The sequence below is a fragment of the Microbacterium sp. NPDC090225 genome, from assembly GCF_044772365.1.
Classification (GTDB): Bacteria; Actinomycetota; Actinomycetes; order Actinomycetales; family Microbacteriaceae; genus Microbacterium.
In genome coordinates this window covers 997,454-1,013,664 of sequence record NZ_JBIVYS010000001.1, presented here as the reverse complement: position 1 = coordinate 1,013,664, position 16,211 = coordinate 997,454, and the positions used below count along the sequence as shown (strand labels likewise).

11 protein-coding genes are annotated in these 16,211 nt (G+C 70.9%); 6 read left to right on the top strand and 5 right to left on the bottom strand.

What is annotated here, in order from left to right; all coding sequences use genetic code 11:
- The first annotated feature begins 183 nt into the window (after positions 1–183).
- Complete coding sequence (locus ACIQTT_RS04940) at positions 184–900, top strand: ferritin-like fold-containing protein (RefSeq protein ID WP_247622933.1); 717 nt, start codon at positions 184–186, stop codon at positions 898–900.
- A gap of 10 nt (positions 901–910) precedes the next feature.
- On the opposite strand, the gene ACIQTT_RS04935 is transcribed toward ACIQTT_RS04940, so the two are convergent.
- The 3 genes from ACIQTT_RS04935 to ACIQTT_RS04925 are packed head-to-tail and all read right to left on the bottom strand — an operon-like array spanning position 911 to position 1,978.
- Positions 911–1,441, bottom strand: a complete 531-nt coding sequence (locus tag ACIQTT_RS04935; protein WP_402786822.1) for a hypothetical protein — start codon at positions 1,439–1,441, stop codon at positions 911–913.
- A gap of 19 nt (positions 1,442–1,460) precedes the next feature.
- Positions 1,461–1,748, bottom strand: coding sequence for a hypothetical protein (locus tag ACIQTT_RS04930; protein WP_402786819.1), 288 nt, complete (start codon positions 1,746–1,748; stop codon positions 1,461–1,463).
- Positions 1,749–1,753: 5 nt separating this feature from the next.
- The gene (locus ACIQTT_RS04925; protein WP_247622931.1) at positions 1,754–1,978 is read right to left on the bottom strand and encodes a DUF3107 domain-containing protein; all 225 of its coding nucleotides are present in this window, start codon (positions 1,976–1,978) and stop codon (positions 1,754–1,756) included.
- A 167-nt stretch (positions 1,979–2,145) separates the two neighbouring features.
- Here ACIQTT_RS04925 and ACIQTT_RS04920 point away from each other — a divergent pair, with 167 nt between their 5' ends.
- Both ACIQTT_RS04920 and ACIQTT_RS04915 read left to right on the top strand, forming a co-directional pair.
- Positions 2,146–5,364: an ATP-dependent helicase gene (locus ACIQTT_RS04920; protein WP_402786814.1), complete on the top strand. Its 3,219-nt coding sequence runs from the start codon at positions 2,146–2,148 to the stop codon at positions 5,362–5,364.
- Entirely contained in the window at positions 5,361–8,867 is a 3,507-nt protein-coding gene (locus ACIQTT_RS04915) for a UvrD-helicase domain-containing protein (protein WP_402786811.1), read from the top strand. Before ACIQTT_RS04920 ends, ACIQTT_RS04915 begins: the two co-directional genes overlap by 4 nt.
- Here the strand turns inward: ACIQTT_RS04915 and ACIQTT_RS04910 are convergent.
- Entirely contained in the window at positions 8,813–10,096 is a 1,284-nt protein-coding gene (locus tag ACIQTT_RS04910; RefSeq protein ID WP_402786808.1) for a hypothetical protein, read from the bottom strand. The two genes, ACIQTT_RS04915 and ACIQTT_RS04910, sit on opposite strands and share 55 nt — an antisense overlap.
- A gap of 71 nt (positions 10,097–10,167) precedes the next feature.
- Between ACIQTT_RS04910 and nudC the strand changes: the two genes are divergently transcribed.
- A complete protein-coding gene (gene nudC / locus ACIQTT_RS04905; protein ID WP_402786805.1) occupies positions 10,168–11,043 on the top strand; it encodes an NAD(+) diphosphatase in 876 nt (291 codons plus the stop codon).
- A complete protein-coding gene (locus ACIQTT_RS04900; protein ID WP_402786803.1) occupies positions 11,040–12,767 on the top strand; it encodes an ATP-dependent helicase in 1,728 nt (575 codons plus the stop codon). Before nudC ends, ACIQTT_RS04900 begins: the two co-directional genes overlap by 4 nt.
- Before the next feature lie 798 nt (positions 12,768–13,565).
- On the opposite strand, the gene ACIQTT_RS04895 is transcribed toward ACIQTT_RS04900, so the two are convergent.
- Positions 13,566–14,975 carry a zinc-dependent metalloprotease gene (locus tag ACIQTT_RS04895; protein WP_402786800.1) on the bottom strand — a complete coding sequence of 470 codons (1,410 nt, stop codon included), beginning with the start codon at positions 14,973–14,975 and terminating at the stop codon, positions 13,566–13,568.
- A 117-nt stretch (positions 14,976–15,092) separates the two neighbouring features.
- Between ACIQTT_RS04895 and ACIQTT_RS04890 the strand changes: the two genes are divergently transcribed.
- Complete coding sequence (locus ACIQTT_RS04890) at positions 15,093–16,178, top strand: PDZ domain-containing protein (RefSeq protein WP_402786797.1); 1,086 nt, start codon at positions 15,093–15,095, stop codon at positions 16,176–16,178.
- The last annotated feature ends 33 nt before the right edge of the window (positions 16,179–16,211 follow it).

Sequence of the window (16,211 nt, the reverse complement as noted above, 5' to 3'; positions counted from 1 at the left end):
GCCTGTCCGGCGGTCGTGCTGAGACCGCCACGTTAACGATCCACGCCGTCTCTTGTGCCACAGGCGCGGGCCCCGCTCCAACGGCGGGGACACGCCCAGCCTACCGGAGGGGGCTCGAAGACCCGAGGAGGGCCCCGCCCCCGGGTATTGTGATCGTCGTGGCGAACTCGGTAGGGAGACCTCGTGGTTAAGTGGTTCTGGCAGCGCGACGACGCGCCGCGACGCACGCTCGCCCTGCGCAGCCGGGGCGATCAGGGCGATGCGACCCGCGTCGACTTCGCCGATCTCGCGCCCGAGCTCCCGCGCTTCCTCGGACAGGCCGCCTACCTGCAGCTGGGGTACTTCGAGACCCTCACCCGTCTCATCCGCGCGACGCCGGAGCTCGCCGAGAAGGAGGCGCTCTCCCGCGCAGCCGGCGCGGCACTCACCAAGCACCGCGGCATCGTCGAGGTGATCGCCGAGCGCGGCGACGACCCCACTCAGCTGATGCTCCCGTTCCGGGAGAACCTCGATGCGTTCCGCCGCAAGACGATCGGCGCGCGGCCGCGCGAGACCCTCCTGGCCGTCTACATCACGGCCGGGATGCTCGACGACTTCTATCTCGCCCTCGCGTCGAGCTATGGCGAGACCGGTCGCCGCATCGCCGAGATCCTGCGCGAGGACGACGCCCGCCACGAGATCGTCTCGATCATCCAGGAGACGATCGAGAGTGACGAGGAGTGGCGCTCGCTGCTGTCGATGTGGGCGCGACGCCTGGTCGGCGACACGATCCTCGTCTGCCGCTCGGCGTTGAAGCCCGAGGTCTTCGTGGCTCCGGACGACGAGCGCATCGAGCCGGTGTACACCGAGCTCATGGGTGCGCACGCGCGCCGTATGGATGCGATGGGCCTCGCGTCCTAGACGCACCCGCCTAGGACGCGCTGCTCTGCAGCTCTGCGCTGCTCTCGTGCATGCGCGTCGCCTCGAGACGGCGCGTGAGCCGCCAGGCGATCACGACGGGGATCGCGCCGATCACCCCGAACGAGATGTCGATCAGCTGCCACCCGAGCGGGATGCCGCGGACGCTGCCCGCGATGAGCGCGAGCGGCACGATGCCGATGCACGCGATCACCCCGAACTGGGTGACCCAGATGTTGCGCACGGGGTCGACGAGCGGACCGATGAACACGATCGCGATGACGAGGTGGGCGTACGCGAGCCAGTCCGTGCCGTAGGCGATGAAGGGGTAGCGTACGTCGGCGTCCGCGAGGGCATCAGCGACGCGATCGACCCAGCCGACGGCATCCGGCAACCACTGGGCTATCGGTGTCGCATGCAGGAGGTCGGAACCGAGGGCGAGTTCCAAGCGGAGGGGGAACGCGGTGACCCCGCTGACCACGAGCCCGAGGATCAGGATGCCGATGCACACCCGGATCCAGAACAGGAGGCGCCGCGCGCTCACGCCGGGCCGCGCCTTCCGCTCAGATGCCGAGGGCCGCGGACTTCGCCGCGTCCGAGCGACGCCGGGCCGCGACCAGAGCGAGCGTCGCGATGACGGCGACCAGGACGCCACCGATGATGCTGGCGAGCCACAGCCACACGTTGTCCTCACCGATTCCCGCCCACTGCAGCCCCGTGTAGAGCGCGGCGGTGACGACCGTCGCGATGCCCGGGGTCAGTGCGGCGCCGCGGAGATCGCGGCCGTCGATGAGGAAGTGCGCGGCGATGCCCAGAGCGCAGGCGGCGACGAGCGCGAGGAGGATGTACATCGCGATCAGGCGACGAAGCCGACCCGGCGCGACTCCTCGGTGCCCAGCTCGATGTAGGCGAGGTTCGCGGTGGGGACGATGTAGGAGTTGCCCTTGATGTCGGTGAAGCTGAGGTGCGCGGTGCTCTGGTCGAGCGCTGCCGCGACCTGGGTGCGGATCTCTTCTGCTGCGGTGGCGGTCTCGAAGCTCAGCTCGCGGCCGGTGTTGATGATTCCGATGCGGATTTCCACGCGTACTCCTTGGAGTGTCAGGACGATGTCGTCGTCCGAGGTCTGCGCCAACTCTACCCCGCAGGTGCGTCGCCGGATCGGCGCGCGGGAGCGGTTTCGCCCTGAGCGCACACGCACCCGACCCGCCGCGGGAGGCGATGTCGGCGCACGCCGCTAGCGTGGAGTGCATGACAGGGGATGCCGCGCAGCGAGCCGTGATCGACGCCGCGGCGACCGCATCCGGAGTCATCATCGGCGGACCGGGAACGGGCAAGACGCGCACGTTGATCGAGCGCATCGGTCGGCTGCTCGATCAGGAGGGTCTGCGGCCGGAGGAGGTGCTGGCCCTCACCCCGAGCAGGCAGGCGGCGACGGCGCTCCGCGACCGCATCGGTGTGCGCGTCCGCCAGGCGACACCGGGTCCGCTCGCGCGCTCCCTCGGCTCCTTCGCCTTCCAGATCGTTCGCGGAGCGATGGTGCACGCGGGTGCCGAGCCGCCCGCGCTGCTCACGGGCGCCGATCAGGACCGCATCATCGCCGAGCTCCTCGCCGGCGATGCCGAGGACGACCGCATTCGATGGCCCGACGCGCTCAGCGCATCGGTGCGCGCGTCGAAGGGGTTCCGTTCCGAACTGCGCGCCCTCATCGCCGAGTGCACCGAGCTGGGCGTGCTCCCGGCCGAACTCAAGGCATCCGGCGATCCGATCTGGGCGGCCACCGCCGACTTCGTCGTCGAGTACCGGTCGGTGCTCGATGCGCTGCGCTCGGCGCATCGTGATGCGGCAGACCTGCTCAGCGAGGCGAGCACGATCCTCCGCGACGCGTCTCCCGGCACGCTCGGCCCCCTGGCGCCGTTGCGCGTGGTGCTCATCGACGACGCGCAGGAGCTGACCCGCGGTGGCGTCGCGGTCGTGCAGGCGCTGCGTGCCCGAGGGGTGGCCGTCCTCGCGTTCGGCGATCCCGACATCTCCTCCGGCGCGTTCCGAGGAGCGAGCCCCGAACTCTTCGCCGATCTCGTCTCGGCGCTCGGGGACGTGCACGTGCTCGACGGCGCCCACCGTCAGCACCCGGCGCTCACCGCGCTCACCCGCACCGTGACGCAGGCGATCGGAGTCTCGGGACGGGTCGAACACCGGCGCGCACCGCAGACCGGCGCGATAGAGGGGGCGGATGCCGCGGTCACGTCCTTCCTCGCCCCGTCACCGCACGAGGAGTTCGATCGCATCGCCGGGGTCATGCGCGAATGGCACCTCATGCAGGGCGTCACGTGGGATCGCATGGCCGTCATCGCGCACGACACGCGTCAGGTGACGCTGCTCGAGACCGAGCTCGCCGCGCGGGAGATACCGACACGTGCCGCGGGCGTGCAGCGTCCTCTCGGCAGTGAGAGCGTCGTCCGTGACATCGTCGGCATCGTGCGCCTGGCGCTCACCCCGACGGCGGACCGCACCTCCGCAGATCTCGAGGAGGCCTTGCGCACCCCGTTCGGCGGCATGGATGCGATCGCGCTGCGTCGTCTGCGCGCACGACTGCGACACCTCGAGCTCGAACAGGGCGGCGCCACGCCCGCTCGCGAGCTCCTGCGCCTGGCGATGGCCGACCCCGAGCACTTCACGCTCATCGACGCCCCCGAGTCGCGCACGGCTCGGCGATTCGCCGAGACGATCGACGCCGTGTCGACCGCCGCGCGATCGGGGGAGACCGTTCACGATCTGCTCTGGCGGATCTGGGAGCAGTCCCGGGCCATCGACGGCCGACGTCTGCACATCGCATGGCGGGAGGTGTCGTCTCAGCCCGGTGGGGCGGAGACCGCGCGATCGCTCGACGCTCTCGTATCGCTGTTCGACGCGGCCAAGCGCTTCGTCGAGCGCACACCGAACGAGCGCCCCGAGACCTTCGTCCGCGACATCCTCGACAGCGAGGTTCCCGAGGACTCGCTCTCGACCCCCGATCGGCCGGGGCGGGTCACTCTGCTCACGCCGGCGACCGCGCTCGGCACCGAGTTCGACGCGGTCGTCGTGGCCGGTCTTCAAGACGGCGTCTGGCCGAACCTTCGGCTCCGAGGAGGGATGCTGCAGACGTGGCGTCTCCCCGACGCCGTGACGTCGATGCGCACGGGGGTCCCCACCGAGATCCCGGGCATCCTCGATCGTCGGCGCGGGGCGCTGCACGACGAGCTCCGACTGTTCGTCCGGGCCATCTCGCGTGCGCGGGCACGACTCCTCGTGACCGCGGTCGATGACGACGACCAGAGCCCGAGCCCGTTCTTCGCTTTCCTGCCGACGCCCGACGCTCCGGAGGATCATGCATCGGCCGAACATCCGCTCACGCTGCGCGGACTCGTCGCGCGCCACCGGCGCAGCCTCACGACGGCGGCCTCCGACCAGACGCGTCGTGTCGCGGCGGAGCAACTCGCGATTCTCGCTGCCGAGGGCGTCGCCGGAGCGGATCCGCGGGACTGGTACGGCGTCACGCCACCGAGCACCGACCACCCCCTGCGGGACCTCGCCGCCGACGGCGCGCGGGTGTCGCCCTCGAAAATGGAGTCCTACGAGGAGTGCGGCCTGAACTGGGTCGTCTCCGCTCTGGGAGGTGACACCGTGATGCCGCCGACCGCAGGGATCGGCACGATCATCCACGAGGCGATGGAGAAGGTGCCGGACGGCGATCTCGAGCAGATGCGGGCGATCGTCGCGGAGCACTGGCCCGAACTGGACTTCGAGACCGAGTGGATCGGGCGCAAGGAGCGGCGCCGCGCCGACCTCTACGTCGACCGGCTGCACACCTATCTCGGCGACGTGCGACGCGACGGCGGGCGGGTCGTCGGCAGCGAGACGCGGTTCGACTTCGCCGTCTCCCTGCCCGACGACGACGGCCTCCCGGTCGTGCACGACATCGACGTCGATGACAGAGGGGCGCGCGCGATCGTGAGCGGGTACATCGACCGGGTCGAGGCCTACCCGCCGGGGGCGGGGGAGCACCCCCCGGCACGAGGGCGAGGATGGACCGAGATGACCGCGGCGGGCGAGGGCGAGCGCGCAGTGGTCGTCGACCTCAAGACCGGACGCACCGACCCGGAGGCCGATGCGGGAGTCCGCGAGCACGCCCAACTGGCGGCCTACCAGGTGGCGGTCCAGCAGGGGCTGATCGAGGGTGCCCCCGCCGACGCACTCGCCGGGGCACGTCTCGTGATCGTCTCGAAGACCCTCGCCAAGAGCGACTACCGCATCGCCCACCAGCACACGCTCGACGACACCGCACGTGAGGCGTTCCTGCGGCGCGTGGCCGGTGCCGCCCGCGGGATGTCGGCCTCGAGCTTCACGGCGCAAGTCGAGTCGCACTGCGCCGACACGCAGCGCCGCATCCACCCCTGTCGGATCCATACGGTCCCGGCGGTGAGCGCGTGACCGGCTGGGGTGGCGGCCTCGGCCTGTCGGCGACCGACGTCGCGGCGGCCCTCGGCCAGCCCTCGCCCACGCCCGCCCAGCAGCGGGTGATCGAGGCGCCGCCCTCGCCGGCCCTCGTGGTCGCGGGAGCGGGCAGCGGCAAGACCGAGACGATGTCGGGTCGCGTGGTGTGGCTCGTCGCGAACGGTCACGTGCGGCGCGACGAGATCCTCGGACTCACCTTCACCCGCAAGGCGGCGGGCGAACTCGCCGAACGCATCGGCCACCGACTCGCCGTGATCGACGAGTTCGGTCGGCGCGGTCTGCTGCCGCACGTGCCGGAGATCGTGGCGTCGCACGCCCTGCGGCGGGTCGAGGAGGCGGTCGCGGGGCGTCAGCGCGACCTCGTGCGGATCCACGTGCTCGACGAGCTCGCGGATCGTTACGACACCGGCTGGGACCCGACGGCTCCCCGTGCCGCTGAGGAACTGATGATCCGCCCGCGGGTGTCGACCTACAACGCCTTCGCCGACGGCATCGTGCGCGAGCATGCCGCCCGGATCGGTCGTGACGCCGATGTCGCCATGCTGAGTCAGGCGGCGTCGTGGATGCTCGCGCGGGAGGTCGTCTTGCGCGCCGACCTCCCGGAGCTCGAGGGGATCGAGTACGCACTCGGCACGGTGATCGACGCGGTGCAGCGTCTTGCGGGGGATGCGCTCGACCACCGTGTCGATCTCGACGCGGCCGAGCGCATCGCACGCGAGACGGCGGATTCGTTCGAGCCGTACCGCGGCAACGGCGACGTCGAGAAGGCGGCGACGAATCTGCTGAGCCTGCCCACCCTCGCCGCCCTCGTGCGCGAGTACATCGCCGAGAAGGGGCGCCGAGGTGTGCTCGACTTCGCCGATCAGGTCGGTGGTGCCTACGACATCGTCGAAGCGGCTCCCGACGTGCGCGCCGAACTGCGCGAGCAGCACCGCGTCGTGCTGCTCGACGAGTACCAGGACACCTCGGTCATCCAGACCCGCTTCCTCGCCGAACTGTTCCACGACAGCGCGGTGATGGCGGTGGGCGACCCGCACCAGTCGATCTACGGCTGGCGCGGGGCGAGCGCCGACAACCTGTACGCGTTCTCGAGCGCCTTCGCACGCGAACAGGAGGCGCAGACCTACAGCCTCATGACCAGCTGGCGCAACGATCGCGGCATCCTCGACATCGCCAACCGCGTGCTCGAGCCGTTGCAGCGGCCGGGCCTCGACGTACCCCCGCTCGAACCGCGTCCCGGAGCGGGCACCGGAACGGTCGACCTGCGCTTCCCGTTCACGGTCGACGACGAGGCCGCCGATGTCGCTCGCTGGTTCGTCGAGCGACGGGCCGCGCACGATGCGCCCGCCGCCGGGCGCCCGCACACCGGTGCGCTGTTGTTCCGCTCCAAACGTCATATGCAGACCTTCGCCGCCGCGCTCGCCGCAGAGGGAGTACCGCACCGCATCCTCGGGCTCGGCGGACTTCTCGCGACCCCCGAGGTGGTCGACGTCGTCTCGACCCTGCGCGTGGTGCACGACCCGACCGCCGGCTCAGCGCTCATCCGCCTGCTCACGGGTCCGCGGTTCGGGGTCGGGGTGCCCGACATGGCCGCGCTCTACGATCTCGGCCGTACCCTCGCCGAACGCGACACCTCGATGATGCCGCTTCCCGAAGAGGTGCGCGTGCGACTGCGTTCGTCGCGCGGCGCCGATGAGGCGGTGTCGATCATCGATGCCGTCGACGTGGTCCGTGCGGTGCGCGACGACTACCGCCTGCTGGAGGGATTCACCCCTGACGGGCGATCGCGCATCCGTGCGGCAGGCGAGATGCTCGAGCGGCTCCGACGTGCGTCGTCGCAGCCGCTGACGGAGCTGTTGCGCCTGATCGAACTCGAGTTGCGCCTCGACATCGAACTGGCGGTGAACGAGACCCGGGGTCCGGCGCGGGTCGCCTCGACGCAACTCCGCGCGTTCTCCGATGAGGTGCGCGCCTTTCTCTCCGCCGACGACCGCGGCACGATCGGCAGCCTGCTCGCGTGGCTCGACAAGGCGGAGAGCACCGACGAACTCATGCCCCGGCCGGAGCCCCCTGAGCCGGGCGTGGTGCAGTTGTTGACGATCCACGGATCGAAGGGTCTGGAGTGGGACGCGGTGGCGGTCGTCCGCCTCGTCGCCGACGAGTTGCCCAGCCGGGTGTCCGACACCTCGGGCTGGTTCGGCTTCGGGGTCGTGCCGTTCGCCCTCCGCGGCGACCGCGACGCGCTGCCGCGATTCGACTGGGATCCCGGCGCCGCGGCCGACGGCGAGCTCGACCCGAAGAAGCGCCAGGCCCTCGCCCAGGCGTCGCTGTCGGGCGGGGCGACGAAGGCCAATCCCCAGGGCGGGGCGATCAAGCGCTTCAAAGACGCGTACCGCGCCTATCAGCAGCAGGAGGAGCGACGGCTCGCGTACGTGGCGTTCACGCGGGCGCGCACAGACCTGCTCCTCAGCGGCGCGCACTGGGCGGGGCAGAAGGCTCCGCGCACGCCGAGTCCGTTCCTGCTCGAGGCGATCGATGTGCTGGATCGCGAGCCCATCGAGCCGGTCGATCCCGACGAGAACCCGTACGACGGTCCCGGGGCGACGATCACCTGGCCGCTCGATCCACTCGGCGCACGTCGTCCGCTCGTCGAGTCGGCGGCGGAGATGGTGACGGAGGCAGCCGCGCGACCCGAGACGCTGGCTCCCGCCGAAGAGCTCGAGCGGCTCCTCGCCGAGCGCGCCGCGCGACTCCGCGGCATCGATGCGACGGCGCCGACGCGCGTCCCCGCCTCCCGCTTCAAGGACTACGTCACCGACTACGGCGGAACGGTCTCGGCGATCATCCGCCCGATGCCGGAACGTCCGTACCGACAGACCCGGCTCGGCACGCTCTTCCATGCCTGGGTCGAGCACCGGTCGTCGATGGTGGGCGTCGGTGCCCGGGTCGACGAGGCTCTCTGGGAGATCGACGAAGACGATGTGAGCGCCGAGATCGGACCGGCATCAGGGGAAGCGCCAGGAGACGCGGCGGATGCCGCCGACCTCGCGATCCTGCAGGCGACGTTCGAACGCAGCGAGTGGGGCACACTGCAGCCGATCGCGGTCGAGATCGAGATCGACTTCGCGCTCGGCGCCGGGCTCGCAGCGCCCGGGCGCGAAGGTGCAGACGAGCCGGCTGACGCGCACATCGTGATCTGTAAACTCGACGCCGTCTACCGCCGCGACGATCGCGGAGGCAGGATCGAGATCGTCGACTGGAAGACGGGCAAGCCGCCGAAGGGCGACGCGGAGCAGGACGAGCGGATGCTGCAACTTGCGCTGTACCGTCTCGCCTACCACCGCCGATTCGGGGTGCCGCTCGACGAGATCGACGTCGCGCTCTACTACGTCGCCGACGACCTCGTCATCCGCGGAGACCGGGTCTACTCCGAGTCGGAGCTCTTCCAACGCTGGAGTGCTGCGCGCGCCGCGCGCTGAGCCTCGTCGTCATCGCGTTCGTCGTCATCCGCATCGTCATCGACATCCGCCGGTGCGGTGAAGATATCGCCGACGCCCGTGAGGTCCTCGGTCTCGACGTCGACCATCGCGGCGCGACGCGCCGCTTCGGAGGTGTTCTCAGCCGAGATCGACTCCTCGTCGGACTCCTGCGCCCAGAGGTCATCGGGGTTGTAGGCATCCGTCTGCATCGAGGTGTCGATCAGCGCGGCGGCCTCCGCGGGAACGCGGTCGAGCGCATCGAGGGCCGAGTCGACGCCCTCGTTCCGTGCCGCGACGACGGCGAGGTCATCGGCGCGGAGTCCCTCGGCGAGAGCCTCGAGAAGGGCGGCTGCGTCGTCGACGATGTCGGGCCGGTGCAGCGAGTCCCCGTGCACCAGCCAGCGCGCGAACTCGAGCTCGGCGAGCATCCGTGCACGCACATCGATCGCGCCGTCCGGCGAACGCTCAGACGACCGGGCGTACGCGGCCTGCACGTCGGCTGCCGCATCGGGGGCGGCCGACAACCAGGCGAGGTCGACGGCCGGGTCGCCGACCGAAAGGCCGTGCCAGTTCAGCAGTCCGGTGACCTGCGGCCCGCGCTCGTCGTGGTCCTCGAGCAGGAAGGAGGTCGACTGCACGCCGTTCAGTGTGACGGTCGACTCGAACCGCCACAGTTCGTCGTCGGCGACGGCATCCCGCCAGCGCGCCGTCAGCCGGGCGGGGACGCGGCCGGTGGAAGCCGCGTCGTCGACCAGGCGCCGGATGTCCTCACGGCTCTCCTCGGCCGAGCGGGACACGAGGCCGGCGCTGCGCACGATCGAGACGGGCAGGCCGTGCACCGCCGCGATGGCGGCGCCCATCGACTCCGCCGTGCCGCGTCCCGCCGGTACGTGGGCCGCCTCGACCTGGAAGCCGGGCAGGAGTTCGGTGACGAGCGCGCGACCATCGCCGACGCGGGTCTCGCCCACGTACTCGGGCGCGCGGAACGGGAGGATGGCCCGCGCTCCGGCCGTCAGAGCGCGCAGCGCCAGGGATTCTGCGGCGAGCTCGCGCGCGGCCTCGTCGTCGTCGGCGACGCGGATCGCGAGTTCGCGCCCGTCGGCCAGCGAGGCGACGGCGGAATCGAAGCGTGCGTCACCGTCGGCGCTCAGCGTGCGAGTTCCCGTGACCTCCGCGCCGGGCAGTGCCGCTGTCACGGCCGCGGCTAGAGTGAAAGGTGAGCGTCCCATGCCCTAAGGGTAGGTCGGCTCAGGGGCGGTCCCGCCTCCGCCACGCCCGTGAGAGAGGGAGTCGATCACCCATGCACCACCCATCTCTCGATCGCGCGGCCGAGCTCCGTGAGGAATCCGGCGTCATCGATCGTCTGCGCGCAGAAGAGCCGACACGGGTGATCGTCGTTCGCGACGGCCGCGTGCGCGTGGCCGATGATCTGCTCGTCCGGGTCGCACCGACCGAGCCCGTCGATGCCACGTGGGCGCTGCTCGGACGCGACGAGTCCGGAACTCCGCTGTTGCTGGCGGCGCTCCCGACCGAGAGCGCATCGATCGATGCGGCCCCCGACGAGACCTGGTTCGGGCTGCGTGATCTCGGAGCGCGGCTCCCGGCGCATGAGAGCGAGATCCTCATCGAGGCGCTGGCGCTCGCCGCCTGGCTGCGAGACGCGCCGTTCTGCTCGACCTGCGGCGGAGGCACCGAGATCCGTCAGGCGGGATGGTCGCGTCGCTGTCTGGTCTGCGGGCGAGAGCACTTCCCGCGCACCGACCCCGCCGTGATCGTGGCGGTCGAGAGCCGCGACGGCGAACGTCTGCTCCTCGGCGCGAACGCGAACTGGGGCGGCCGGATGTACTCGTGCTTCGCGGGCTTCGTCGAGGCGGGCGAGTCGCTCGAGTCGACCGTCCATCGCGAGCTCGCCGAGGAATCGGGGGTGCGTCTCTCCGCGCTGCGTTACGTGTCTTCGCAGGCCTGGCCTTTCCCGCGCTCCTTGATGGTCGGCTTCCGGGCGGTCGTCGACGATGAGGCGGATACCCGCCCCGACGGCGAGGAGATCATCGACGTGCGCTGGTTCACCCGCGCGGAGATCACGTCGTCTCTGGCAGGGGAGGGGCCCGTCGGGCTGCCCGGTCACGCATCGATCGCGCGCGCCCTCATCGTGGACTGGCTCGAGGCGGGCGCGTGAGCGCTCTCGATGCGCTCGACGAACGGCAGCGGCAGGCGGCATCCGTGCTCCGCGGTCCGGTCGCGGTGCTGGCGGGCGCCGGCACCGGTAAGACCCGCGTGATCACCCATCGGATCGCGCACGGCGTCGATACCGGCGCGTACTCGCCGGCGCGCGTCATGGCGGTGACCTTCACGGCGAAGGCCGCGGGCGAACTGCGCGGACGCCTGCGTGCGCTCGGGGTCGAGGGTGTCGCCGCCCGCACCTTCCACGCCGCCGCCCTCGCGCAGCTCAATTTCTTCTGGCCGACGCTCGCCGGACAGCCCGCCCCGTCGATCATCGACAACAAGGTGCGGATGCTGGGACAGGTCGCCGACGCCATCCGTCTGCGTCCCAGCACCGCGACCCTGCGCGACATCGCTTCGGAGATCGAGTGGCGCAAGGTCTCCATGCTCTCCGTCGAGCAGCATGCGGCGCTCGGGCGTTCGGTGTCCGGCGTCGACGCGACCCAACTCGCCGAGCTCCAGCGCGGATACGAGGCCCTCAAGGACGAGCGTCACCAGCTCGACTTCGAGGACGTGCTGCTGGCATGCGCCGGGATGCTCGAGGCCGAGCCTCGCGTCTCGGCGTCGGTGCACGAGCAGTACCGCCACTTCACGGTCGACGAGTACCAGGACGTCTCGCCTCTGCAGAACCGTCTGCTCGACCTCTGGGTCGGCGACCGGCACGACATCTGCGTGGTCGGCGACGCCAGTCAGACCATCTACTCGTTCGCGGGGGCCGAGCAGCGATTCCTGCTCGAATTCGAGCGCCGCCATGCAGACGCGACCGTGGTGCGGCTGGAGACGAACTACCGCTCGCAGGCGCCGATCCTCTCCGCCGCGAACGCGCTCATGAAGGGGCGCCCGGGAGCGCTGGAACTCACTCCCGCCCGCGAGCAGTTCGCGACCGAGCCGCCCACCGTCACGGCTTACGACAGCGAACGCGATGAGGCGGAGGGCATCGCCGCGGCGGTCTCGGCTCAGATCGCCGAGGGTATCTCCCCGGCCGACATCGCGGTGCTCTACCGCGCCCACGCCCAGTCGGCCGCGCTGCAACAGGCGCTCGCCGCGGAGGGGATCGCGACCACGGTGCTCGGCGGCACCCGATTCTTCTCGATGCCGGAAGTGCGTCAGGCGATCCTCGCTCTTCGGGCCGCGGCCGTGGCGCCCGTGGAGCAGGGCTTCGTCCCCGCGGTTCAGCGCGTGCTGCGCGAGCTCGGGCTCACCGAAGAGCCGCCGGCCGCGGGCGGCGCTCAGCGCGACGGGTGGGAGGCGCGACGCGCGATCCTCCGCCTCGCCGAGGAGGCCGGGCCGGAGGCGACCCTGCGCTCGTTCGGTGACGCCCTCATGGCCAGAGCGAAGGACCAGCACGAGCCGACGCTGCGTACCGTCACGCTGTCGACCCTGCACGCCGCGAAAGGCCTGGAATGGTTGCACGTGCATCTCGCCGGCTGGGCGGAAGGGGCGCTGCCGATCTCCTACGCGACGAGCTTCGAATCGATCGACGAGGAACGTCGTCTCGCATACGTCGGGGTCACGCGAGCCGCGCGAACGCTGTCTCTGTCGTGGTCGCGCTCGGCGGGACGAGGCGAACGGGCTCCCTCACGGTTCCTGGCCGAGATCGGGACGACGGGGCGCGGCACAGGCATCCTTCGTGAAACGTCACCGCTCGCGAGTCGCGGGAGCCGTCAGCGCGGAGCGTGACGATCTCGCTCTCCGCCATGGGCGTGGCGGCGAGGAGGCGCGCGGCGATCGCTCCGGCACCCGCGACGAGCACGGCGCGAACCCGCCCGGGGTCGCGAGACACGAGCTGCGTGTGCAGCCGGGGCCACGCCGGGTCGAGATCGCTGGCGTGGAGGTCGCGGCAGGTCAGGCACGGCGTGTGGCCGGGCACTACCATCGGGCCGATCGTCACCTGATCGTGGCCGACGGCGACGGGCAGGTGGGTCGCGTCGTCGCGGAGGTACGGCGCCAGCTGCAGCGCGGCCGCGCTGCCGGCGAGGAGGACCACGGCCGCGTCGGACCGGGAACCGTGTTCACCGACCGGAACACCCTCGTCGGCGAGGCTCTCCCGTAGACGATGCTCCGTGCGCGCATCGGTGACGCCGAGACGCTCGACCCAGGCCGCCCGCGGTGTGGGCGAGTCCTCGATGAGGAAGTGCTCCAGTCGGCCGAGCAGGGCGCGCGCCTCCTCGCGCGGCGCCCCGATGGCGTGCGCGATGACGTCGAAGGAGCCCCGGCGGAAGCCGGAGCTCATCCGTGACAACAGCATCTCGACCCATTCGCCCTCGGCGTCGATGCGCAGATCGCCGCCGAGTCCGAGCTGCAGCGTACGGTCGTCGCGCCAGAGCAGGGGGAGGGTGGGCGTGAGGCGCGTGACTGTCGTCGGTGTGAGCGGAGGCATCCACCGATTCTGGACATTCCACGCCGCCCGTGGGGCGGCGTACAGGCATCCGTGGACAACGCGACTGCTCCTCTCCGATGGGGAGGAGCAGTCGCGGTTCAGACCGGGCGGTCACCCTCCGGGCGCTCTTCCGACTCGTCTCCGTCAGAAGAATCTCCGCCCGGGGTGCCGTCCGAGTCTCCCGAGAAGTCGTCTCCGTCGAGCAGGCGAGCCAGCGCCTCGTCGAACTCGTCTGCGACCGGCTGCTCGCCCCGCGCCGTCGCCTGCAGGCGGGCGACGAGAGCCGTCGGGTCGTCGATGTCGTCGGCGGTCGGCATCAGATCGGGGTAGTCCCAGAGCGCGTCTCGGGCGGCGATGCCCACGGCATCCGTGACCTGCTGCCACATGGCGGCGGCCTCGCGCATGCGGCGCGGGCGCAGCTTCAGTCCCACCAGGGCGCCGAGCGCATCCTCAGCGGGACCGCCGACCGCGCGCCGGCGACGCGCCGCTTCAGCGAGTCGTGCCCCGTCGGGGAGGCGCGAGGTCGCCTGCGTCGTGACGACGTCGACCCAGCCGTCGATGGTCGCGATGAGGTTCTCGAGCCGCGTCAGCGCCTCGCGCTGCGCCTCGGTCTGCGTCGGCAGCAGCGCGCCGCCCTCGATCGCGGCCCGCAGCTCCTCGGGGTTGGAGGGATCGAGGCGGCTCGCCACGTCTTCGAGTGCGTCCACGTCGACCGTCACCCCGCGTGCGAAGTCGGTGATCTGGGCCATCACGTGCAGGTGCAGCCACTTGGCGTGCCGGTACAGGCGGGCGTAGGCGAGCTCGCGCGCCGCGAGGTAGAGGGCGATCTGGTCGTCGGGGATCTCCAGTCCCTCGCCGAAGGCGGAGAGGTTCTGCGGGATGATCGCGGCGGTGCCGGCGGGGAGCACGGGGATGCCGACGTCTCCGCCCGAGACGACCTCGAGCGAGAGGTTGCCGAGCACCTGCCCGAACTGCGCGGCGAAGACCGAACCGCCCAGCCCGCGCATGAGCCTGCCCGCCCCCTGCACGACGTCGCGCATCTCCTCGGGGACCTGCGTGTCGAGTGCGCTGGTGAGCGCATCGGCGATGCTGGTCGAGACGGGACCGGCGATCTCCTTCCACACGGGGAGGGTCTTCTCGACCCATTCGCCGCGGGTCATCGCGACGGGCGCCTGGGCGAGGTCGGAGATCGTGGTCGCCTCGCCGAGCCAGAGCCCGGCCAGGGCGAATGCATCGACGAGCGAGGTACGCGAACCGTCGGTGATTCCCTGCCCGTCGCGGTTCGCGATGTGCAGCGCCTGACGGAGTGCGTTGTCCCAAGCGTCGCCGCCGAACGCGCCCTGCAGCTGCGACATGATCGTCTGCATCATCGCGGGGTCGAGCGCCAGCCCGTCCATGCCCTCGAACGCTCCGCGCAGCGCCTCGGGGTCGATGTCACCGCCCTGGCCTGCGAGCATCCGCCGCAGGAACTCCTGGAAGTCCTCGGGTGTCGGGTCGTTGTCTGCCATGTCGATCGCCCTCTCAGCACGCCTATAGCCGTGCCATCTACGCTAGTCACAGGTTCATGCGAGCGAACCCGATGCGGGCAGATCCCTGTACGCCGCTCGCGAACGACGGAGGATGCTGTGGAACGAACGCGGCCTGTGAAGCTCGGACTCGGCGTCTGGGCGTTGATCGTCGCACTCGTGGCACTGGTCGTCCTCACCTTCCTCCCGACCCCCTACGTCATCCAGCGACCGGGCCCGGTCTACGACACACTGGGCACGGCCGCGGGTGCGGACGGCGAGAAGGTGCCGCTCATCAGCATCGAGGGCGCCGAGACCTTCGAGACCGGCGGCACGCTCGATCTGACCACGGTCCAGGTCGTCGGCAACCGCGAGCGCACCCCCAGCTGGTTCGAGCTCGCACTGGCGTGGACCGACTCCTCGCGCGCCGTCGTGCCGCTCGATTCGGTGTTCCCGGAGGGCGTGACCACCGAGCAGCGCGATGAGCGCAACGCCACCCTGATGGTCGACTCGCAGCACGAGGCGACCGCCGCAGCGCTCGGAGAGCTCGGGTACGACACCGGGGCCGAGGTCGTCGTGGTCGAGGCCGTCGAGGATTCCCCGGCCCAGGGCATCCTCGAACCCGACGACGTGATCACCGCGATCGACGGCGACCCCGTGGTGTCGGCGAAGCAGCTGCGTTCTCGCATCCAGGACATCGGGGGAGCGGAGATCGACCTCACGGTCCTGCGCGACGGCCAGGAGCAGGACGTCACGATCACCCCGCAGGAGTACACCGAGGGCGACACGACCACGTGGCTGATCGGTATCACCCTTCGCACCGACTACGACTTCCCGATCGACGTGACGATCCAGCTCGACAACGTCGGCGGCCCCAGCGCGGGGATGATGTTCGCTCTCGGGATCATCGACCAGCTCACCCCGGGCGAGCTCAACGGCGGCGAGAACGTCGCCGGCACCGGCACGATCGAGGCCGACGGCACGGTCGGCCCCATCGGCGGCATCCGTCAGAAGCTCTACGGCGCGCGCGATGCGGGGGCCGAATTCTTCCTCGCTCCGGCGTCGAATTGCGACGAGGTCGTGGGCCACGTGCCCGACGGATTGCAGGTCATCCGCACTGCGACGCTCGAGGAGTCGCTCGACGCTCTCGAGGTCATCGCGGACGGCGGAGACGTCGCGGCGCTGCCCGCCTGCGCCGCGTCGTGACCTCGCCGTGACCGGGATGACAGCCGCAGCCCA

Bases quoted from the DNA above. Each gene is read 5' to 3' on its own strand.
- ACIQTT_RS04910 (WP_402786808.1), bottom strand. From the start codon at position 10,096: ATGGGACGCTCACCTTTCACTCTAGCCGCGGCCGTGACAGCGGCACTG.
- ACIQTT_RS04895 (WP_402786800.1), bottom strand. From the start codon at position 14,975: ATGGCAGACAACGACCCGACACCCGAGGACTTCCAGGAGTTCCTGCGG.
- ACIQTT_RS04930 (WP_402786819.1), bottom strand. From the start codon at position 1,748: ATGTACATCCTCCTCGCGCTCGTCGCCGCCTGCGCTCTGGGCATCGCC.
- ACIQTT_RS04920 (WP_402786814.1), top strand. From the start codon at position 2,146: ATGACAGGGGATGCCGCGCAGCGAGCCGTGATCGACGCCGCGGCGACC.
- nudC (WP_402786805.1), top strand. From the start codon at position 10,168: ATGCACCACCCATCTCTCGATCGCGCGGCCGAGCTCCGTGAGGAATCC.